Source organism: Achromobacter animicus (genome assembly GCF_902859585.1).
GTDB lineage: Bacteria > Pseudomonadota > Gammaproteobacteria > Burkholderiales > Burkholderiaceae_B > Achromobacter > Achromobacter animicus.
On sequence record NZ_CADIJM010000005.1, the window covers coordinates 158481 to 180510 of the forward strand.

Sequence of the window (22030 nt, forward strand, 5' to 3'; positions counted from 1 at the left end):
GGCGGCAAGGCAGCGCGGACATGCTCGATCTCTTCACCCTGCTCGTTTTCTTTCTGGTGTTCATCGGATTTTTCGCCGTGCGCGCCAACAGCCGGCGCCAGCGCCGCGAAGACGCCATGGCCGCCCGCCTGGCCGCGCTGCGCCTGCAGATGCAGCGCGAAAGCGGCCTGGCGGCCGCGGTACTGCAAGCGCCCGATTCCATCGCGCTGCCGGGGCAGGACGACCTCTTGCCCAATTGGCCGTGGCTGGGCAAACGCCTGGCGCGTCTGCGCGACGGTATTCGCGCACTGGGCTGGCTGCCCAAGCTGCGCGAGCGCATCCTCATTTCGGCCGCCGTTGCATTGGTTGGCGCCCTGGCGCTCGTGCGCATGACCGGCACGCCCTTCGTGCTGGCGCTGCTGGCCGCGCCGCTGCTGTGGGTGGCGCTGTGCTCCATGCTTTATCAACAGGCCATGACCAAGCACCTGGCCGCGCTGGCGCGCAGCCTGCCCGAAGCGATCGACGGCATCACCCGCATCTGCCGCTCGGGCGTGCCGCTGCAAAGCGCGTTCGGCATCGCCGCCGATCACCTGCACGGCCCCCTGGCGCCCGAGCTGCGCGAGATCGAGAACTGGCTCAAGCTCGGCGTGCCGCTCAAGCAGGCCATGCAATCGTCGGCCGAGCGCGTGCCGCTGCCGGAGTACCGCTTCTTTGCCGTCATTCTCATCATCAGCCAGGAGTCGGGCGGCCGGCTCGGCGACACGCTGGAACGCCTGTCCGCCACGCTGCGCGCGCGCGCCGAACTGGGCATGAAGGTGCAGGCCAAGACGTCCGAGGCGCGCGCCTCGGCCAAGATCGTCGCCCTGTTGGTGCCGGGCGTGCTGCTCTACATGTACCTGAACTCCCCGGACGACTTCCGCTTCATGTTCAACGACGCGGCGGGCGTCAAGGTGATGATCTACGCCGCCGCCAGCGTTGGGCTGGGCCTGTTCATCACCCATCTGATGGTCAAGCGGATCCGCTGACCTTGCCCCGCGACTAGCTGCCATGCCCCTCTTTTCCGATCCCCTGGCGCCCCTGCTGCTCCTGGCCTTCATCGCCGGCATCGTGCTGGCCGTCTGGCTGCTGCGCGCCGAGTCGCGCCGCAATCCTTTGCACGAGCGGCTGGGCCGCCGTGGCCGAGGCGCAGGCGAAAGCACGGCCTCCATCGCGCTGGACTCCAGCTCGCCGCTGCCTCCCGTCGCCCAAGGCATCGCCGCCTTCGGCATGAAACTGGCCGGCACCGAGCAGGACCGCCTGGCCACCGAACGCCTGCTGGCGCAGGCCGGCTGGCGGCGCCCCGAGGCCAGCGGCCTCTTCATGGCCGCCAAGTACGGCAGCGGCGTCGTGCTGTGCGCGCTGGCCTTGTGGCTGCTGACCAGCCCGCAGACGCGCTTCGGCCTGACCGGCCTGGCCGTGGGCCTGATCTCGCTGTTCGTCGGCACCACCTTGCCCGAAGTCCTGGTCAAGCTGCGCGCCGGCCGGCGTCACGAAGCGCTGGCCCGCAGCATGCCCGACGCGCTGGACCTGATGGTGATCTGCGCCGAGGCCGGCCTGCCGTTTCCGCGCATCTTGAAAGTGGTGTCGCGGGAACTGGCCTTCAGCGCGCCCGCCATGGCCGATGAATTGGCCTTCACCAGCGCCGAGCTGCAACTGCTGCCCGACCGCGCCGCCGCGCTGCGCCACCTGGCCGACCGGACGCGCGTGCCCACCATCGAAAGCATGGTGGGGTCGCTGGTGCAGGCCGAACGCTACGGCACGCCGCTCGCGCAGGCGCTGCGCACGATTGCCGAGGAGAGCCGCAGCCGCCTCATCCTTGAACTGGAAGAGAAGGCCGGCAAGCTGCCCGCGCAGCTCAGCGTTCCCCTCATGACCCTCATCCTGCCGCCGGTGGTCGCCATCGTCGCCACGCCCGCGCTCATGCGCGTTATCCGGACCCTGATGCAATGACCGCTACCCTTCCGATGTTCCCGCTGCCCACAATGCGCCTGACCCGCGCCGCCGGCGTCGTGCTGATGGCCGCGCTGCTGAGCGCGTGCAGCACATTCAGCAAGTCCGATTCCGCCACCGCGCCCAGCAGCCGCAACCTGTTGACCCAGTCCAGCGGCAACACGGCCTCGCCGCGCCCGCTCGCCAGCAACGGCGACGCGGCGGCCGAAGGTCTGAAGCTCGCGCGCTTATTGCGCGACCAGGGCCGCTACGAAGGCGCGGCCGGCGTCTACGCCCAGCTTGAACAGCGCGGCAGCCTGAAGCCGCTGGAGCTGCTGGAGTACGCCAGCGTGGCCGCGCCCACCCAATCGCCGCGCGACAACCTGGCCCTGTTCGGCCGCGCCCGCCGCGCCCTGAACGAAGCGGGTACGACGCTCACGCCCGCCGCGACAGTCACGCTGTGCAACGGCCTGGGCCGCGCCCGCATGGCGATGGGCCAGAGCGACGCCGCCCTGCAGGACTTCGATTGCACACTCGCGGCCGACGCCAACAACGTCGCCGCATTGAACGCCAAGGGCGTGCTGCTGGACGCCAGCGGCGACCACGCGCAGGCCCGCAAGCTGCTGGCGCAGGCGTGGGAACTGGATCCCTCGGACTTCCGTGTCCTGAACAACCTGGCGCTGTCGCACCTGGCCAGCGGCGATGCGCAGGAAGCCATCCGCCTGTTGTCGCAGGCCGACGCGGTCCAGCTGCCGACACTCAAGCTGAACCTGGCCTTCGCGCAGGTGCTGCAGGGCGACGACGCCGCGGCGCGCAAGACGCTCGAAGGCATCATGGCGCCCGCGCTCGTGCCGCAGGCGCTGGCCGACTTCGCGCAGCGCCGCCAGCGCATCCGCGACGGGGCCGCCGTGGGCAGCGAATTGATGGCCGCCAGCCGCCACGTGCTGCTGCTGCGCGAAAAGGAGGCAAACGGCAATGGCTGATCACGCGTGCGGCGCGCGCCGGTCCCTGCGCAGCCAACGCGGCTCGCTGTCCGTCGAAGCCGCGTACGTCCTGCCCGTCGTCATCGCCGCGGCGATGATGTTCATGGAGCTGGCCAACATCGGACTGACCATCAACATGGGCGCCAGCGCGCTGGAACGCGCCGTGCAGCAGTTCCGCCAGGACGGCGCGGCGGGCATGCAGGACGGCGGCGCCATCGAGTCGCTGGTGCGCTCGCGCATGGTGGCGGCCTCGCACAACTACCTGGACGACGAGAACATCGCCACCGTCGAAGTCGAGCGCTTTGCTTCGCTGGACGCGATGGGCGGCGGCGGTGGCGAGGACGAGACCCAGGCGGCGGCCTTGACCAACGTGCCCGCGTGGCGCATCGAGGTCGACGTGCGCAAGGACTTCATCACGCCCCTGCCGCGTCTCCTGGGCGTGGACAGCGGCGCCTTCCGCTATCGCTATCAGCAGGTGCTGGCCTACCTGCCGCAACGCAACCAGGAATCCCAGCCGTGACCGCCGCCCCGCGTCCACCCCGCGACGCCGCGACGCCGCGCCGGCGCCAGCGCGGCGCGCTGGCCGTGGAAGCGGCGCTTGCGCTGCCCATCCTGCTGGGCGTCGGCATGATCGGCGCCGACATGCAGCGCATCCACAGCGAACGCATCCGCGTGGAGAACGCCGCGGGCGCCATGGCGCTGAACATCGCGGCGCAACCTTCCCTGACCGCCGCCGGCGTCGACATGCTGGCGCAGCTTGCCATGCAGGGCCACGAAGAGATGCAGCAGCTCATCATCCTGAACGTGCTCGAGTCCGGCCGCATCGCCTGGGCGTTGCAGCGCGGCGGCGCAGGCGACCTGTGCGACGCGCCGGCCTCCGGAGGTCAATACACCGGCGTCCTGCCGCAAGACCGCCCCGACACCGGCGAAAGCAACGTGGACAACAGCACCCTGTCGATGATCGTGGTGAAGGCCTGCCGCGACACCGCCGACATCTCCATCTGGGCCGGCATGCCGCTGCCCGACCTGCTGCAAACGGCCGCCGTGTTCCGCGCCACCTCCCGAACCATCACGCTGGATGAAACGCTGCGCGCGGAAAGCGTCGCTTCCGGCCTGGCCTACGCCCAACCATGAAGCAACGCCCCGACCGCGTCCTCTCGCTGGCCCGCCAACGCGGCGCCTCCGCCGTATTCCTCCTGCTGTTGATCGGCGCCGTCGCCGCCCTGGCCGCCTATGCCTCGGACGGCACGCGCATGACCGCCGACGCCGCACAGCTCAAGCGCGCCACCGACGCAGCGGCGCTGGCGTCCGCCGCGGCCTACGCCAAGTCCCGCGACGCCGACATCCAGGACATCGCCGAACGCTACGTGGCGGTCAACCTGGGCATGGATCGCGCACAACTGGGCCGCGCGTTGTCCGTCCGGGCCGAGACCATCACGAAGAACGACATGCCCGGCACGCGCGTCACGGCGACGTTCGAAGCCTCGAGCATCCTCTCGCAGACGCCAGACCAGGCCGTCACCGTCGCGTCGGCCGCCGTCTCGCGCCAGCGCTCGCTGGAAGTGGCGCTGGCGCTGCCCAACTCGCTGGGCGAAGACGCCAACAATCTGGCCGCGCTGCGCCGGCTGGGCAAGTCGTTCGCCTCGCGCCTGCTGGAAGACGCCGACAGCGCCTGGCTCGCGTTAGTGCCCTACAGCCAGGCGGTCAGCGTCTACGATCCGGCGCAGTCCAACCGCATCCGCCTGTGGAGCAAGCCGGGCGCGCTCAACCCCGTCGAACTCACCTCGCTGTTCCGCTCCGGTTACGCGGGCCTGGCCGATCGCCGCATTCCCGACCGGCGCGCCAACCTGCTGTGCATGTACCGCGGCCTGAACCGCGGCGACAACTATTTCTGGACCGAACCGCCCGCCGGGCAGTTTGGCGTGTACTACCGCCACGATCTGCCCGACAACGGCAGCCCCGGCGCCCCGCCCATCCGCTGGATCGGCCCCAATCCGTTCTTCGGCCAGGCCAACGGCGTGAACGACACGCGCTGGATGGTCGCCGACCGCGGCTGCCCCCACGCGGCGCTGCTGCCACTGACCAACGACCTGGGCAAGATCGGCGAACGGCTCGACGAAATGAGCACGCGCTTCAACACCAACCATGCCATCGCCATGGGCTGGGCCGCCATGGCGCTGGCGCCGGCCTTTCGGGGCGGGTCCGGCTGGGGCCTGGAGGACGATCTGCCCCGCGACTTCGACGACGGCACGGGCGATCGCGTCAAGGCCATCGTGTTCCTGGCCAACTCCACGGGCCAGCGCTGGTTCGACACCGATTCCTACAACGCCTACGTCGGCCAGAAGATCGATGGCGACTCGGACAACGGCGGCGGCGACGACAACGTGGTGACCGAACGCTTCGCCCGCCTGTGCAGCAGCTTTCGCGCCCGCGATCTGAAGTTCTACCTGATCGTCACCGGCAGCGACGAGGAAACGGACGAAGACGGCCAGATCCGCAGCGCATCCAACTTCCGCCGCATTGCCGGCCCCGGCCTGGCCGTCTGCGCGGAAAAGGGATCGGACCAGATCTACCTGTCCGGCAAGGACTTCGTGGTCTCCGAAGGCCGCATCCAGAGCCGGCTCGACGACATCGTCGACGAACTGCGCCAGCTCGCGGCGCTGACCACGCTCGTCGAATAAGCCAACCCCCGCATCACCACATTTGTTCCAGGACTTCCATGACTTCCCGCCGAATCCCCACGCTCCGCCGCCAGGCATTGGCCCTGGAACCCCGCTTCCTGCTTGATGCCGCCGCCGTGACGACGGCGGTGGATGTGGCCGCGCAGGCCGTGCCGCCGACCGAGACGGCGCCCGGCGTGGACGCGACGCCGACCGAAGCGACCGTTGTCGTCACCGACACCAGCGATACCTTTGCGCCGGTCGATCTGTTCAGCGGCGTCGACGTGCACGCGCAGACGAGCGGCACGGACGAATTGACGCAACTGGTCGTTACGGTGGATCGCAGCGGCGCGAACCAGGCGCTGGTGATCGACGGCAAGACCATCGCGCTCGAAGGCGGCAGCGGCACGACGCGCGCCGATGACGACGGCTACTTCTACACGGTCGCCGTCAGCGGCAACACCACCACGATCACTCTGCAACTGGATGCGTTCAACCCGGCTCCTGCCAGCGTCGCGGCGCTGATCGACAGCATGTCGTACCAGATCCTGGACAAGTCGGTGGACGGCGGCAAGGTGTCGGTCTCGCTCAAGAGCCTGTCCGACGCGGGCGGCCAGACGACCGACCTGTCCGCCATCACGGCGACGATCGACATCGACAGCCGCATCAACGTGGCGCCCGAGGTGAAGGGCGACCTGCTGCAGGAAGCGGATCACTTTGGCGCCGGCAGCCTGGCCGGCGCCACCGAGGTCGCCTATTCGGCCGACGGCAGGTTCGTCTACGCGGCGGGCAGCAACAACACGCTGTCCATCTTTACCGTGGACGCGGCCTCGGGCCTGCTCAGCAAGACGCAGGACCTGACGGTGGCCGATCTGGGCACGGTCAATCATCTGGTGGTCAGCGGCGACGGCAAGTCGGTCTACACGATCTCCAGCAACGGCAATCTGATCCAGTTCAGCGTCGATGCGACCGGCACGTTGAGCCATGCGGCCACGCGATCGGTGGGCGGCGGGTCCACCGGCGGATTGGCGCTCTCCGAAGACGGCACGCAGCTCTACGTGGACGCGTCGAACAACTTTGGCCGCGAGGCGCACGTCTACAGCCGCGACACCGACACCGGCGCGCTCACGCAGATCCAGCGTCTGGACGCCGTGCGCAACGCCAGTCTTGCCACGGCCGGCGGCTATGTCACGGTCATTCACAGCGGCGCGGGCATCAACGCCAATCACACGCTCAAGATCTATCAACGTGACGCGGATGGCGTGCTGAATCTTGTCGACAGCCTCCTGCTGGACAAGACCGGCCAGGACGCCGTCGACTACGCGATCAGCATGTCCGCCGACGGCAAGCTGCTGTTCGTGGGCGAACCGGGCGCCAGGAACATCTCGGTCTTCCGGCTTGGCGCCGACAATCTGCTGACGCGCGCGGGCACGGTGGCCAGCGACAACATCGGCAGCCTGACGCTGAACGCGGACGGCACGCTGCTGTATGCCGCCACCACCGCCGGCACCGTCAGTGTCTACGCCGTGTCCGGCGACGGCGGCTTGACGCTGCTGGGCAGCGCCGCAGGCAAGACCAATGGCGCAGACATCTCGCTGTCCAAGGACGGCATGTCGCTGGTGGTGGCGGGCAATGGCCTGACCCGCTACACGACACTGCAATCGCTGACGCTGGGCCAGGACACCGTTCTCGGCGACCGCGTCAGCCTGTCCGACCGCAATTACGATCTGCTGGACGGCGGCGCCGGCAACTACAACGGCGCCAGCGTGACCATCAAGGCGTCCCTGCCGGGCGGCGCGTTCGGGTTTGAGAGCGGCAACGGGCTGTCGATGACCAACGGCGTCATCTTGCGCGGCGGCATCCAGATCGCCACGTACACCGTCGATGGCGACTCCCTGACGCTGCGCTTCACCGGCGACGCCACGACCGCCGTGGCGAACCAGGTGCTGCAACAGGTGAGCTACGGCAATTCGGCCGTCGCGGCCGGAACGTTCATTACGCTGACCGTGCAGGCCAACGACGGCGCGTTGAACAGCGAAGCCCTGTCCATCAGCTTCCGCAGCAACACGGGACCGCAGGTCGATGCCGGGGTTGCCAACGGCTACACGCCGGAGACCGTCACCACGGAGAAGGACTATCAACTCGTCTTGCCGGAGAACCTCTTCAACGACGCGGACGGCGACCGGTTGACCTGGCGCGTCACCGGGTTGCCCGCCGGCATCAGCTTCGATCCCGAGACCCGCACCCTGTCCGGCACCGCACTTGTCGCCGGGGCCTATCCCATCCGCATCACCGTCACCGATGCGTACGGCGCCAGCGTGACCCTGGATCTGAACCTGGATGTCGTTCAGACCCCCAATCGCGAGCCCGTCGTCAGCAGCAGCGCACCGGCGTCGTTCGGGCAGGTCACCGCGGGAGAGGGCGGCTTTACCGCCACCCTGCGTGCGGACATGTTCACCGATCCGGACAGCCGTTACGGCGACACCCTCACCTGGAGCATCGTCGAAGCGCTGCCGGCAGGCCTCGTGTTCAACGCGGCCACGCGCACGCTGAGCGGCACGCCCACCACGCAGGGCGATTACGTCCTGACCGTGCGCGTGGCGGACAAGGCAGGCCTGACCGCGGACCACAAGATGACGCTGCGCGTCGTCTCGGCCGCCGAAGCCGCCAACAGCGCGCCCGCGTTCGACATCGACGGCAGCGATCTGAGCTACACCTCGGATGGCCGGATCAACGGCTACGACCAGTACGTCTACAGCGTTCAGGTGTCGGACGACGGCTACACCGTCATCGTGCTGGGCAACGGGACGAACAACCATCAGGTCTCCCCCGCGGGCAACAGCACGCTCAGCGTCTTCACGCGCAATCCGAACACCGGTGAACTGACGCTGGTGCAGCGCTTTGTGCAGGGCGCCGAGAACGACGGCAACGATGCCAACGGCATCGAGATCCAGGGCCTGCTCAGCGCGGCGTCGGCCGTGTACTCGGCCGACGGCGAACACGTGTACCTCGTCGGCCAGAAGGCCGACGGCGGCAACTATTTTCTGACCGGCTTCAACGTCAACGCGGACGGCACGCTCACGGCCAGCGGCCACAGCGCCGAACTGGGCAGCACGCAGGTCAAGCAGCTTGTCGCGTCACAGGACGGCCACCTGTACGGCATCGCCGGCAACACCCTGTACGCCTACGGCATCGGCGCCAACGGCGAACTGACGGCCTCCGGCACGTACGAGAATCAACCCTTCAGCACCGCGTCTGCCATCGAGGCCGACGCGCAGGGCCGCGTGTTCGTCGCTGGCGCCAATACCCTGACCATCTACGCCGCCAATCCCGACGGCAGCCTCACGCAACTCGTGACGCATACGGGTGACGTCGGCAACTTCGCGCGCAGCATCGCGGTGTCGGGGGACACCATCTACGTGTCGGCGGGAAGCAATGGCATCCTGACGCTGCGCTTCGACCCGATCGCGAAGACGGTCACGAAGGTTTCGTCCGTGGGCGCCCAGATGTGGGGTCTGGAACTGTCGGCGGACGGCAAGACCCTCTACGCCGGCGGCCTGACCGGCGCCCTGAACGTCTACCGCATCGGCGCCGACGGCGCGCCCACCCTGGTCACGACCATCGCCCATGAGGGCGCCTCGGGCAACTATCGCGCCTTCCGCTTTGGCATTTCCCCGGACGGATCGTCGATGTATGTCGGCGGCTTCTACAACGCCGCCGGGCTGGGGCACATCGACATAGAGAAGGCGCTGACGGGCGCCTATGCGGAAGGCCAGACGGTCAAACCGGCGGCCGGGCTGACGTTCGGGGATGCAGACTACGACGCGCTGGCCTCTGGCGCGGGCGACTACAACGGCGCCACCATCACGATCGGGCGCGACGGCGGCACGAACACCAACGACCGCTTCGGCTTCGACAACGCCAATGGCCTCACGCTGGCCGGCACCGAAATCCGCTTGAACGGCGACAAGATCGCCGATTTCACCAGCGCCGGAGGCATCCTCACCATCGCCTTCACCGGCCAGGTCAGCACCGCCACCGCCAACGCCGTGCTGCAGCAGGTGACCTACACGCACGACAGCAAGGACCCCGGCGCCGCCATCCGCCTGAAGGTGCAGGTGCGCGACCAGTACGCGAGCGGTGTCGACAGCGTCGCGCTGGCGCTGACGGTCGCGCAGGTGAACGACGCGCCGGTTGTTGTCTCCACGCCGGCCGACGTCAAATACAGCCCCGGTGAATCCGCCGTTGGCCTCTTCGACGGCACCACGATCTCGACCGTCGAGAATGGCCAGACGATCGCCGGCCTGACCCTCACCGTATCGCCCGTGGCCAACGGCGCCAGCGAAACGCTGACCGTGGACGGCACCCCCATCGCGCTGGTCGCGGGCAACGGCACGACCTCATCGGGCCACGCCTACACGGTCACCATGGCCAACGGCGTGGCCACCATCACGATCACGCCCGCCGCCGGCATGACGGGCGATCAGGCGGCGGCGCTGGTGGACGGCATTGCCTACGCGAACGATGCTGCCGCCCCGACGACGGGCGAGCGCAGCATTTCGCTGACCGCCGTGCGCGACAGCGGCGGCACAGACAACGGCGGCAAGGACACCGCCGAACCGGACGTCGTCGCCAAAGTGAACGTGCAGTTCGAAGCGCCGGTGCTGACCACGCCCATCGATTCGGTAGGCTCGAATGAACTGATCAGCCAACTTGCCGACGGCGCGCCGTCCAGTGCGCTGGAAGGCGTGCTCGATGTTTTCGAGGTGGACGGCAAGTTCTACCTGCTGCGCACCTCCACCGAGTGGAACATGGACGCGCAGGCCGACCTGGAGGTCAACACGCTGTACGTGCTTGAGCGCAGCGCGGACGGCACGCTGCGCATCGCGCAGGCCATCGGCAACGGTGAAGTCGGCGCGCTGGCCGGCGCCGCGGATCTGCGCGTGTCGGCCGACGGCAAATCGCTTTACGTTGTCGCCAACCAGGGTGTCGTGCTCTTCATTCGCGATGCGGCGACGGGAATGCTTACCGCGCAGGGCACCTTTGGTGCCGACATCGTCACGGAATACGGCATGATCCGCGACGTGCTCGCCACCGGCGGCCTCGTCTACGCGACGGCGGGCGACAACCTGCTGGTCTTCCGGCAGGACGGCGCCGCGCTCGCGCTGATCCATACCTATACCGACGCGGGCGACACCGGCCTGCAACTGGACGGCGCCAATGCGTTGACGCTGTCGGCCGACGGCCGCTTCCTTTTCGTGGGCACGTCCGGCGGCAGCACGCTGGCGAGCGTCTTCTCGCTGGACCCCAGCGGCGTCCCGGCGTTCGTCATGGCCGCTCAGGGCAAGGACCCCGCCGCGGCGGACCAGTTCTACTTCACGCAGACGCTGGCGGTCTCGCCGGATGGCAAAACGCTTTACGTGGTCGACTTCGACGACAACCAGCATCGCCTGCATACGCTTGCTGTGGACGCAGATGGCCGGCTCACCGCGCTGGCCGCGACGCTTCCGGCCGGAGACGTCAAGCAGATCGTCGTGTCGCCGGACGGCTCCGCCGTGTTCGAGATCGCCAGCGACCGGATCGGCGTGTACAGCCGCGGCGCGGACGGTGTGCCCGTGCGCGTCGGCGAGATCTCGGGCTATGGCGACCCGTTTGGCGACGGCGTGAGCTTCGGCGAGATCCGCAGCGCAACGATTAGCGAAGACGGCACGAAGCTCTATCTGACGGGCCAATTCTCGTTCGACGACGGCGTGCTGGTGCTGGACCTGAAGCCCGCCGCCGCGCACTACACGGAAGGGACAGCGCCTGTGGCCATCCTGCCGTCGGCCACGCTGTCCGATCCGCAGCTCGATGCGCTGAACAACGGACAGGGCGACTACAAGGGCGCCAGCATCTCGGTTGAACGCGCCGACGGCGCGCACGCCGACGACCGCTTCGGCTTTATCGACGGCGACAACCTGCGCCTTGACACCGCCAGTGGCCAGATTCTGTTGAACGACGTCGCCATCGCGACATTCTCGCAGACGAACGGCGTGCTGACGCTGACGTTCACGGGCGCCATCAGTAAGGCCGATGCGCAGAACGTGCTGCGCCGCATCGCCTACAGCAATGCCAGCAACGATCCCACCCGCGACGGCGCGACCATCGTGCTGCGCACCACGCTGCACGATGGCGACGGCCATCAGGATGAACTCCAGACCGAGATCGAGCTGGAAGGCGTCAACAATGCGCCGATCATCGACACCACGCCGCGGAACCCCACGTTCCCGGCCGAAGGCGAACCGGTCAAGCTGTTCGAAGGCACCACGGTCGACACGGTGGAATCCGGCCAGGAGGTGGCCCGCGTCATCGTCACGATCAGCCCGGCCAACGCGCAGGACATCCTGGGCGTGGACGGCGGCAAGATCCGTCTGGACAGGGATTCCAACGGCCCGCAGACCACGGCCTCCGGCCTGCAGTACATGGTGACCATCGCCGACGGCGTCACCACCGTGACCCTTTACCTGAACTCGTCGGGCGAACGCGCCGCGCAGGTCATCGACAGCCTCACCTACGCCAACGCCGCCAGCCCGCTGAGCGGCACGCGCACGATCAGCCTGACCGTGCAGGAATGGGACACCGTCAATGGCTCGACGGATGCGGATGACGCCGCAACGGTCACTTTGGCCGGCCCGACCAGCCCCAACACGCCGCCCACCGTCACCGGCGGCGACGACGTGTCCTACACCGAACGCGCCGATGCCGTCCTGATCGCGCCCGATAGCGTGATTGCCGATGCGCAGATGGACGCCTTCAACGGCGGCGCGGGCAACTACGACGGCGCTGTCTTGACGATCACGCTGGGCTCGGGCAAGAGCGCCACAGACGCGCTGGGCTTTGAGCCCGGCAACGGCCTGACGCTGGAAAACGGCGTCCTGAAAAAGGACGGCGTGGCGATCGGCGCGGTGTCGCACGCCGACGGCGTGCTGACGATCCGCTTCAGCGACGAGGCCGGTTCCATTCCCACCAAGGCCGACGTGCAGAACACGTTGCGCCAGATCACCTACGCCAACAGCAGCCATGCGCCCGTAGACAGCGTGGCCATCAGCGTGACGCTGGCCGACCAGCGCGGCCTCGCGTCGACGGCAATGGACTTCTCCATCAACATCACGGCCATCAACGATGCGCCGGTCGTCGATGCCGATCCGGTGCTGTCGCTGGGCGACCTGACGCACGTGCAGGATCTGACGACGATTCCCGGTCTGGAAAAGCCCACCGCCAGCGTCGTGTCCGACGATGGCGCGCGCGTCTACGTGGCCGACGGCAAGGGCGCCATCGCGGTTTTCAGCCGCGACGGCGACACCGGCTCGCTGACTTACGTGCGCACGTTCGCCGGCGTCGGCAATCTTGCGGGCATCAAAGAGTTGGTGAGCTCGGCCGACGGCAAGAGCCTGTACGCCCTGCGCGCGGACGGCAACGCCATTGGCGTGTTCGGCGTGAGCGCCGACGGCGCGCTGACCCACCAGGCCACCATCACCAGCAATTACGAACTGGATGGCGGCAGCCTGAACGACATGAAGGGCATTGCGTTGTCCGAAGACGGCAAAAACCTGTACCTGATCAACAGCTACGGGATCGCCTACTTCAACCGCGACGCGCAGAGCGGCGCGCTCACATATATTGGCGCCATCAGCGGCGATATGAACGCGGAGCCGTTCCTGTGGCAGCCCACCGACATCGCGGTGCGCGGCGACCTGCTCTTCGTGGTGACCAACACCAGCTCGAGTTCGACGCTTATCGTCTATCGCCGCGACGGCAGCGGCGCCTTGTCGGTCCTGACGCACATCCAGGGCGGCGGCACGGACGCGGCCGGCCAGACCGTCTCGTTCTCCAACCTGCAGCACATCGCCGTCAGCGCCGACGGCAGCACGATCTTCGTGTCCAACAGCCGCACGTCCTCGTTCAACGGCTGGACCGGCGGGTATGAAGTGCACGAGAACCCCCAGGCCATCGATGCCTTCCGCCTGAACGCGGCGACCGGCGCGCTGACGCATCTAGGCACGCTCACCGGCAGCCAGACGGTGGAGAGCATCGCACTGTCCGCGGATGGCAAGGCGCTGTTCGTGACCCTGGCCGACGGCACGCTCAACTACTACGCCACGGCAACGCTCAATCTGATCAGCTCGCAGAGCGGGCTGGCCGGGGCCGGTCAGATTGCGGTGTCGGCCGATGGCGGCGTGATCGTGGTGGGCGACGAACTGGACGTCCTGAACGCCCCGCCGGCCCCGCAGCCCGTCTACATCATCGACGGCGATGGCGTGCCGGTCGCGCCGACGCTTGCGCTCTCGGACGCCGAACTGGATGCGGCGAACAACTATCAAGGCGCCAGCGTCACCCTCGGCGGACAAGCCGGCGACCGCTTCGGCTTCCTGGCCGGCGACGGCTACACGCTCGCCGGGGACGTCATCTCGTTCAACGGCCAGCCCATCGCCACGCTGACGCAGACCGGCGACAACGCGACGCTGCGCTTCACCGGCGCCGTCGACCGCGCGCAGGCCAATGCGCTGCTGCACCGCGTGACCTACGCCAGCACCGGCGGCACGCCTGGCACGCGCAGCGTCACGATCACGCTCAACGACGGCGACATCGTCAGCGCGGGCTATGACGTGGACGTGACCGTCCGCCTGCCCAACCAGGCGCCGGTCGCGGGCGCCGACCCGTACACGCCCGAGACCGCGCTGGCCGGACGCAATTACACGGTGACCTTGCCGGAAACGCTTTTCAGTGATCCGGAAGGCGGCAAGCTGACGTGGAGCGTCAGCGGCCTGCCTGCGGGGCTGACCTTCGATCCGGCCACCCGCACGATCTCCGGCGTGCTTGCCGCGACGGGGCAATACACGATCGTCATCACCGTGACGGATCCCGAAGGCGCATCCGTGTCGCGCGACGTGATCTTCGAAGCCGTCGAGCCGCCGAACACCGCGCCCGTCGACAGCGGGATCGCGCTGACACCGGGTGTCGTCCAGGTGGGCGAGCCCTACGCATACACGTTCCCCGCCGGGCTCTTCACCGACGCCGACGGCGATGCGCTCACGTGGCGGATTGACGGCCTGCCGGAAGGACTGACCTTCGATCCGGCGACCCTGACCATCCGAGGGACTGCGACAGCCGAAGGCAGCGTTGCCGTGGTCGTGAGCGCCACCGACACGTCGGGCGCCAGCGTCTCGCGCATCATCACGCTGACGGTCGCCACCGCGCAGCCCGAGCCGAACCCGGGCACGAATCCTGGCACGGATCCTGGGTCCAATCCCGGCACGGATCCGGGCACGCAGCCCGACCCCAACGCCAACCCGAATCCCGGCAACCCCGCCGACGTGCCGCCGCCGGATCTGAGCGCGTGGCAGCGCGACCCGGTGTTTGCCTCCGGCACGACTGCCGACGACACGCGGGACGACGCGTTCCGATCGCTGCGCCAGGCGCTCGGCGGTATTCCCGCACCATCGGTCGATGCGTTCAGCGTTCCCATCCGCGACGGCCTGTCGACGCCGCCGCAATGGACATCGACGGCGCTGCTCGACGAACTGCTGGCCGACTCGCTGGAACGCCGTGACGCCGACGCGGCACGCCCGTTCACGATGGATGCGGGCGGCGGGGTCCGTTCGCCGCTCGTGGTCCTGGCCAGCCCCGACTCGCCCGGGCTCTCGTTCGCCAGCGCCGCGATTACGGGCCTCTGGCGCGCCGACGTGGCGGGCAACCGGCAGACCTACGCCTTGCCGCACGGCCTGATCCGCAGCAGCGGTCCCATCGCCTCGCTGGCGTTGCGCATGGCGGACGGCTCCGATCTGCCGCCGGGCGTGCGGCTCGATGCGGCGCGCGGCCTCATCGTGGCGCCGGGACTTGCCGACGCCCAGACGCTATCGCTGCAACTGGTGGTGCGCGCGGCCAATGGTGAAACCCGCGCCATTCCCGTCACCGTCTCCGCCGAGCGCGTGGGCGCCTGGCACGGCAGCGATGCCGTCGCCAAACGTGACGACACCCATGACGACACCCTCGCCGCCGACAAGCCCGCGCTGACCCAGCAGCTTCGCCACAGCGCCGCGCACGACGTGCTGGAAGCGGCGCGGCAGTTTCTCGCTTCCCTGGACGACGGCGCCGCGGGCGGCGCCTCCGACACGGCCGCCGGCGCCCGGCAGGCCATCACCATCAATGCAGCAAGCTGATTCCAGACATGACTCCTACCTTTGATTCCGCCACGCCCATGACACATCGCGCCCGCCGCTTCGCCCTGACCGTGCTCGCCACGGCCGTTCTCGCCGGTTGCGCCGTCACGCCGCCCGAGAAGCTGAGCACGCAGGACCTGCTGCAACTCGACCAGGCCGACCGCGGCGCCATGTTCGCGCAGCAGGAACCGGTGACGGGCCCGATTACGCTGGACGAGGCAATCGCCCGCGCCGTCAAATACAACCTGCAGCAGCGCCTGGCCCTGATGGAGCGTGCGCTGGAAGACGACCTGACCGACGTGCAAAAGCAGGGCATGCTGCCCAAGCTGACCGCCCGCGCCGGCATGCGCGCCCGCAACAACGATTACGGTTCGTCCAGCGAGTCGCTGGCCACCGGCACGCAATCGCTGGTGCCGTCCACCAGCCAGGAACGCGACACGCACACGGCCGATCTGCAACTGACGTGGAACGTGCTGGACTTCGGCCTGAGCTACTTCGGCGCCAAGGCGCAAGGCAACAAGGCGCTGGCGGCCGAAGAGCGCCGCCGCCGCGTCGTGGCCGACATCATCCGGCAGACGCGCACGGCGTACTGGAACGCCGTGACCGCGGAACGCCTGAAGGACCGCGTGTCCTCGACACTGGCCGAAGCGCGCCAGACGCTGGAATACGCGCGCCAGACGGAGCAAAAGCGTCTGGTCGCGCCCATCCTGGCGCTGCGCTACCAGCGCGATCTGCTGAACATGGTGCGCCAGACCGAGGCGCTGGACAACGAACTGGCGCAGGCTAAGGCGCGCCTCGCCACGCTGATGAACCTGCCGCCCAGCGCGGACTTCCAGCTGGCCACGCCGGACGCCGCCACCATGGCGCCGCCCGTGCTCGCTTACGAACTGCAGGACCTCGAAGCCCTGGCGATGGTCCGCCGCCCCGAACTGCGCGAAGAAAGCTACCTCGCGCGCAACGCCGTGCTGGAAACGCGCATGTCGCTGCTGCGCCTCTTGCCCAACGCGTCGCTCTTTGGCGGCCTGAACTACGACAGCAACAAGTATCTGGTCAACAACAGCTGGGCGGACGCCGGCATGCAGGTGAGCTGGAACCTGCTCAGCGTGCTGTCGTGGTCGTCGATCACCCGCGCCGGCGAGTCGCGCGAACAGGTGGCCGAACTGCGCCGCCAGGCTTTGCGCATGACCGTGCTGAGCCAGGTCCACATCGCCTGGCTGGAACGCCAGCGGGCCGAGACCGCCTTCCGCCGCGCCGATGAACTGAGCCGTTTGCAGGACGCGATTCAGGTGCAGACCGAGAACGCCGCGCGCAGCAGCGCCGAGACGCATCTGGAAGTGGTGCGCGCAAAGGTCGAGACCCTGCTCGCCACGCGTGCCCGCGACCTGAGCTATGCCGAACTCGTCAACGCGCAGAACACGATCTACCAGGCCGCCGGGATCGATCCCCTGCCCGAACGCATCTCCGATGAAAGCCTGACCAGCCTGGCGCGCGACATCGCCGAGACCAACCAGCAGATCGAACGCGGCCACGTCGACATTCCGCGTCTGGCCGTGGCGCCGCAAGCCATCGACACGAACGGACAGGCCATCGCGACACCCGTGATCGACCCCGTTGCGTCCGTGACCGAACCCGCCGCGCCGCCCGCACTGCGCACCGTCTCCGGCAATCTGTGGAGCAGCGTCGGTTCCGTCGCCAGCGCCGGCAGCGCGGACAACCAATCGGTGAAAGCGCGCTGACATGCCGATTTTGCAAGCCTCCGTATCGCGGCATGGCGCGCGCCTGCTGCTGGCAGCGGGCGTTGCCGCGTCCGCGGCCGTCCATGCCCAGACGCCGCCGCTCGTCCCCATGACCGCCCCGGCCGCCGCCGACACGGCCCGCGCCCAACTCGTGGCCGCGCGGCGCGCGGTGATTTCCAGCAGCCTGTCCGGCAAGATCGACGCGCTGCCGTTTCGGGAAGGCGACCGCTTCAAGAAGGGCGACGTGCTTGTCGCCTATGACTGCGCGCTGAACCGCGCCCGGCTGGAACGCGCCGTGCTGGCCGAATCTGCCGCGCGCAAGAAGCAGGCGGTCGCCGAGCAGCTGGAAGCGCTGCGCTCCATCAGCCGATCCGACGTCGAACAGGCGCGCGCGGCGGTCGCCGTCGCCCGTGCCGAAAGCAACGCCGAAAGGGTACTCGTGGATCGCTGCGTCATTGCCGCCCCGTTCGCGGGCCGGGTCGGCGAAACCTATGCGCGTGCATCGGAAAGCGTGGCCGAAGGCGAGAAGCTCGTCAGCATCTACGACGACTCCGCCTTCGAACTGGAAGCGATCGTGCCTTCGCGCTGGCTGGCGTGGCTCAAGCCCGGTTCGCCGCTGCGCGTCACCGTCGACGAGACGGGACGCACGTACGAGGCGTCGGTCTCGCACATCGCGGGCGCCGTGGACCCGGTCAGCCAGTCGGTCAAGATCATTGGCCGCCTCGCCGACGCGCAGAACACGGCCGCCGAACTGCTGCCCGGCATGAGCGGCAGCGTGCGCGTCGACCTGCCCGCCGCGGGAACGCCGTGACGGACATTGCTACACGAGAAAATCTGCTGGCCGCGCTGCTCCAACTGGAAAAGCGCGCACGGGCCTGCGCGGACGCGCAGGCGCTGGCGTTCCTGATGGTCAACGACACGCATGCGCTGGCGCCGTATCGGCAGGCGGCGCTGTGGCTGCCGGGCGCCGGTGGCGACGGCGTCATCTCCGCGCTGTCGGGCCTGGCGGTGCCAGACCCGAACGCGCCCTATACCGTGTGGCTGGCCGGCCTGCTGGCAAGCCGCGCGCGCGAGGGCGCAAGCGGCCCCTTTGACGCGACGTCCGACGAGCACGCGATGTGGGCGGAGCATCTGCCGCGCCACGGCCTGCTGCTGCGCCTGCCTCTGGGCCACGCGACAGCAAGCGATGGTCTGCTTGCCCTGTGGCGCGATACGCCGTGGACGGGCGCGGAGATTGCCGTGCTGGGTCTGCTGGCGGACGCCTACGCGCACGCCTGGCGCGCGTTGGCGCCCACGCAGCGCACGGGCCGCGCGGCCGGCTGGTGGGGCCGCCTGCGCCATGGCGAACGCCGCACGCGCTGGTGGCTGGCGCTGGGCGCGGCCGTCATCGCGCTGATGTTCGTGCCGGTTCGCCAATCCGTGCTTGCGCCGGCCGAGGTCGTCGCGCGCGCGCCCATGGCCGTGCGCGCGCCACTGCAGGGCGTCGTCGACGAGATCGCCGTCACGCCCAGCCAGACCGTTGAGAAAGGACAACTGCTGGCCGCGCTGGACGTGCGCGACCTGGAAGGTCGGCTGGAAAGCGCACGCCAGGCGCTGGCCGTGGCCGACGCCGAGCTGCGGCAGAACCAGCAGCAGGCGCTGGTCGATGACCGCAGCAAGGCCACGTTGGCGCTGGCGCAAGGCAAGCGCGCGCAGGCCGCGAGCGACGTGGACTTCTATGCCAAGGCGGTGGCGCGCACGCAGCTACGCGCCGAGCGCGACGGCATCGTGCTGTTCGACGACCCCGCCGATTGGATCGGCAAGCCCGTGGCACTGGGCGAACGCATCATGATGGTGGCCGACCCGGCGGACGTCGAGCTGGAAATCCACTTGTCCGTCGGTGACGCGATTGCGCTGCCGGCCGAAGCGCCGATCCGGCTCTTCCTGAACACCGCCCCCGCCGATCCCTTGCCCGCCACGCTGCTGCGGGTGGGCTACCGCGCAGCGCCCACCGCCGACGGCGCCATGGCCTATCGCGTGCGCGCACGCCTCACCGACGACGCGCTCGCCACGCAGCCGCGCGTCGGCCTGAAAGGCACCGCCAAGCTGTACGGCGAATCCACGCCGCTCTACGGCTACCTGCTGCGCAAACCCCTGGCGACGCTGCGCGTATGGCTGGGACTGTAAGCGGCGCGCTGCCCGCGCTGCGCGAAGAGCTGCTGCTGCATCGCGCGCCGTCCAACCACGACGGTTCGCCGGCCTGGACGCTGGAGGACCCCGGCCGCGGCCTGTTCTTTCAGATCGGCTGGGCGGAAGCGGAGATGCTGGCGCGCTGGCGTCTGGGCAGCGCCGACGCGATTGCGGGTGCGGCGGCCAGTGAAACCACGTTGGAGCTCAGCGCGGACGACGTCGAGGACTTTGCAAAGTTCCTGCAGCACAACAGCCTCGTGCAACTGCGCGGCCCGGACGCGATTGCCCGCTACGCCAAGGAGGCCGATGCGCGCCGCAGCAGCCACTGGTTGAAAAGCCTGATCCACCAGTACCTGTTCTTCCGCATTCCGCTGGTCCGGCCCGACGCGTTCCTGACCCGCACGCTGCCTGCCGTGCGGCGCCTGTTTCTGTCGCGCGCCTTCCTGCGGTTGACGGTGGCGGCCGGCGTACTCGGCCTGTTTCTCGCAGCGCGCCAGTGGGATCAGTTTCTCCACACGTTCCTGCACTTCTTCACCCTGGAAGGCGCACTGGCGGCCGCCGTCACGCTGGGCGCGGCCAAGGTGCTGCACGAACTCGGCCACGCCTACGCGGCCAAGCATCACGGCTGCCGCGTCGCCACCATGGGCGTGGCGTTCATGGTGATGTGGCCGGTGCTGTACACCGACAGCTCGGGCGCCTGGCGGCTGTCCAGCCGCCGCAAACGCATGTCGATCGGCGCCGCCGGCATGCTGGCCGAAACCGCGCTGGCCGCGTGGGCGACGTTGGCGTGGAGCTTCCTGCCCGACGGTGTGCTGCGCAGCGCCGCGTTCACGCTGGCAACGACCACCTGGCTGCTGACGCTGGCCGTCAATCTGAATCCGCTAATGCGCTTTGACGGATACTTTTTGCTGACCGACGCGCTGAACGTGCCCAATCTGCAGAATCGTTCCTTCGCGCTGGCCCGATGGAAGCTGCGCGAATGGCTGTTCGGACTGGGCGACGAGCGCCCCGAAGTCTTCGCGCCCTGGCGCGAACGCACCCTCATCACCTACGCCTTCTGCGTCTGGATCTACCGCTTCTTTCTGTTCCTGGGCATCGCCCTGCTGGTGTATCACATGGCTTTCAAAATGCTTGGCATCGTGCTGTTCGCCATCGAGATCGTGGCGTTCGTGCTCAAGCCCATCTACACCGAACTGCGCGCATGGCGCGAGCGCCTGACCAGCCGTCCCGGCGGCGGTTGGAACCGGCGCAGCCGCATCACCGCAGGCGTCGCGCTCGTCGGCGTCCTTGCCGCCGTGGTGCCGTGGCGCACGCGCATCGAGGCCCCCGCGCTGATGCACGCGGCGCAGCAGGCCCGCATCGTCGCGCCCGCCGGCGCCCGCATTCAGCGTATCGACGTGCACGCCGGGCAAACGGTCAGCGCCGGCGCGACGCTCTTCGTGCTGGACGCGCCCGACATGAGCCACGAGATCGACTCGCTGACGCGCCGCATCCAGGTGCTGCAATGGCAGCAGTCGTTCCAGGCCATGACCCGCGACACCGCCGCCGCCGTGCCCGTTGCCGCCGGCGAACTGCAGGCGGCGCGCGAACGCCTCGACGTGCTATCGCGCCAACGCCAGCAGCTCACCATCCGCGCGCCGTTCGACGGCATCGTCGCGGAACTGGCCGAGCCCCTCGCGGCGGGAGAGTGGATCGCCGAAGGCGAATGGCTGGGGTCGCTGGCCGATCCGTCAGAGGCGGTCGTGCAAGCCTATGCGGCCGAAGACGATCTGCACCGGCTGCGAGCGGGCGGCCACGCGCGCTTTCTGTCCGAAGATCCCGGCGAGCCCGCCGTCGCGCTGGTTGTGTCAGACATCGCCGCCACCGCGACGCGACGCCTGGCGGCCGCGCCCGAACTCAGTTCGACAAACGGTGGCGCCGTGCCCGCGACGCAGGCGCCGCGCGGCGAAGCGCGCCCCGATCCCGAATCGCAGGGCCTTGTGCCGGAACGCGCGGTGTATCGCGTGATCCTGCGCCCGGCGGATACGTCAAACGCCGCCATGCCGCGCCTGCAGGCCATGCGCGGCACGGCCATCATCGAAGGCGACGCCGAAAGCCTGTTGCTGCGCACGTGGCGCCGCGTCGCCGCGCTGCTGGTGCGCGAAACCGGCTTTTGAGGGACATGCTTCGACCGCCGCATTTCCAACGCCATCCTTTACACGCAACCGTGTACGGCATCGCTCGCACGGACACGTTTCTTAAGCATCTTTAACGTGTCATTCGGCAAGTCGTACGAAATAATAAGACTCATCATCATCCATCACCGATGGATCGCCTTCACCCATCACCCACACCGA

11 protein-coding genes are annotated in these 22030 nt (G+C 68.7%); all 11 read left to right on the forward strand.

All coding sequences use genetic code 11. The features are described from left to right. The first annotated feature begins 20 nt into the window (after nt 1-20). Genes HV681_RS14980 through HV681_RS15030 form a run of 11 tightly spaced genes read left to right on the forward strand, consistent with a single transcriptional unit; the run spans nt 21 to nt 21850 of the window. On the forward strand, nt 21-1004 hold the full coding sequence (locus HV681_RS14980) for a type II secretion system F family protein (protein ID WP_175123816.1): 984 nt from the start codon (nt 21-23) through the stop codon (nt 1002-1004). 22 nt (nt 1005-1026) lie between these two features. After that, nucleotides 1027-1968 carry a type II secretion system F family protein gene (locus tag HV681_RS14985; RefSeq protein WP_175123817.1) on the forward strand — a complete coding sequence of 314 codons (942 nt, stop codon included), beginning with the start codon at nt 1027-1029 and terminating at the stop codon, nt 1966-1968. After that, nucleotides 1965-2930, forward strand: a complete 966-nt coding sequence (locus HV681_RS14990; RefSeq protein WP_175123818.1) for a tetratricopeptide repeat protein — start codon at nt 1965-1967, stop codon at nt 2928-2930. Before HV681_RS14985 ends, HV681_RS14990 begins: the two co-directional genes overlap by 4 nt. Continuing rightward, nucleotides 2923-3450: a TadE/TadG family type IV pilus assembly protein gene (locus tag HV681_RS14995; RefSeq protein WP_175123819.1), complete on the forward strand. Its 528-nt coding sequence runs from the start codon at nt 2923-2925 to the stop codon at nt 3448-3450. The genes HV681_RS14990 and HV681_RS14995 overlap by 8 nt, the downstream gene beginning before the upstream one ends. Beyond that, complete coding sequence (locus HV681_RS15000) at nt 3447-4064, forward strand: hypothetical protein (protein ID WP_175123820.1); 618 nt, start codon at nt 3447-3449, stop codon at nt 4062-4064. Before HV681_RS14995 ends, HV681_RS15000 begins: the two co-directional genes overlap by 4 nt. Next, a complete protein-coding gene (locus HV681_RS15005) occupies nt 4061-5611 on the forward strand; it encodes a pilus assembly protein (RefSeq protein WP_175123821.1) in 1551 nt (516 codons plus the stop codon). The genes HV681_RS15000 and HV681_RS15005 overlap by 4 nt, the downstream gene beginning before the upstream one ends. Before the next feature lie 38 nt (nt 5612-5649). After that, nucleotides 5650-15789 (forward strand): putative Ig domain-containing protein, encoded by a 10140-nt coding sequence (locus HV681_RS15010; RefSeq protein ID WP_175123822.1) that lies wholly within the window; start codon nt 5650-5652, stop codon nt 15787-15789. Nucleotides 15790-15797: 8 nt separating this feature from the next. Next, a complete protein-coding gene (locus HV681_RS15015) occupies nt 15798-17525 on the forward strand; it encodes a TolC family protein (RefSeq protein WP_254594978.1) in 1728 nt (575 codons plus the stop codon). Between the two features lies 1 nt (nt 17526). Then, nucleotides 17527-18336, forward strand: coding sequence for an efflux RND transporter periplasmic adaptor subunit (locus HV681_RS15020; protein ID WP_175123823.1), 810 nt, complete (start codon nt 17527-17529; stop codon nt 18334-18336). Further along, a complete protein-coding gene (locus HV681_RS15025) occupies nt 18333-19691 on the forward strand; it encodes an efflux RND transporter periplasmic adaptor subunit (protein ID WP_175123824.1) in 1359 nt (452 codons plus the stop codon). The genes HV681_RS15020 and HV681_RS15025 overlap by 4 nt, the downstream gene beginning before the upstream one ends. Next, entirely contained in the window at nt 19676-21850 is a 2175-nt protein-coding gene (locus HV681_RS15030; RefSeq protein ID WP_175123825.1) for a site-2 protease family protein, read from the forward strand. Before HV681_RS15025 ends, HV681_RS15030 begins: the two co-directional genes overlap by 16 nt. Nucleotides 21851-22030: the final 180 nt, after the last annotated feature.

Excerpts from the sequence above, each read along its gene's own strand:
- HV681_RS15015 (WP_254594978.1), top strand. The coding sequence starts at position 15,798 with ATGACTCCTACCTTTGATTCCGCCACGCCCATGACACATCGCGCCCGC.
- HV681_RS15020 (WP_175123823.1), top strand. The coding sequence starts at position 17,527 with ATGCCGATTTTGCAAGCCTCCGTATCGCGGCATGGCGCGCGCCTGCTG.
- HV681_RS14985 (WP_175123817.1), top strand. The coding sequence starts at position 1,027 with ATGCCCCTCTTTTCCGATCCCCTGGCGCCCCTGCTGCTCCTGGCCTTC.
- HV681_RS15030 (WP_175123825.1), top strand. The coding sequence starts at position 19,676 with ATGGCTGGGACTGTAAGCGGCGCGCTGCCCGCGCTGCGCGAAGAGCTG.
- HV681_RS14990 (WP_175123818.1), top strand. The coding sequence starts at position 1,965 with ATGACCGCTACCCTTCCGATGTTCCCGCTGCCCACAATGCGCCTGACC.
- HV681_RS15010 (WP_175123822.1), top strand. The coding sequence starts at position 5,650 with ATGACTTCCCGCCGAATCCCCACGCTCCGCCGCCAGGCATTGGCCCTG.
- HV681_RS15005 (WP_175123821.1), top strand. The coding sequence starts at position 4,061 with ATGAAGCAACGCCCCGACCGCGTCCTCTCGCTGGCCCGCCAACGCGGC.
- HV681_RS14980 (WP_175123816.1), top strand. The coding sequence starts at position 21 with ATGCTCGATCTCTTCACCCTGCTCGTTTTCTTTCTGGTGTTCATCGGA.
- HV681_RS14995 (WP_175123819.1), top strand. The coding sequence starts at position 2,923 with ATGGCTGATCACGCGTGCGGCGCGCGCCGGTCCCTGCGCAGCCAACGC.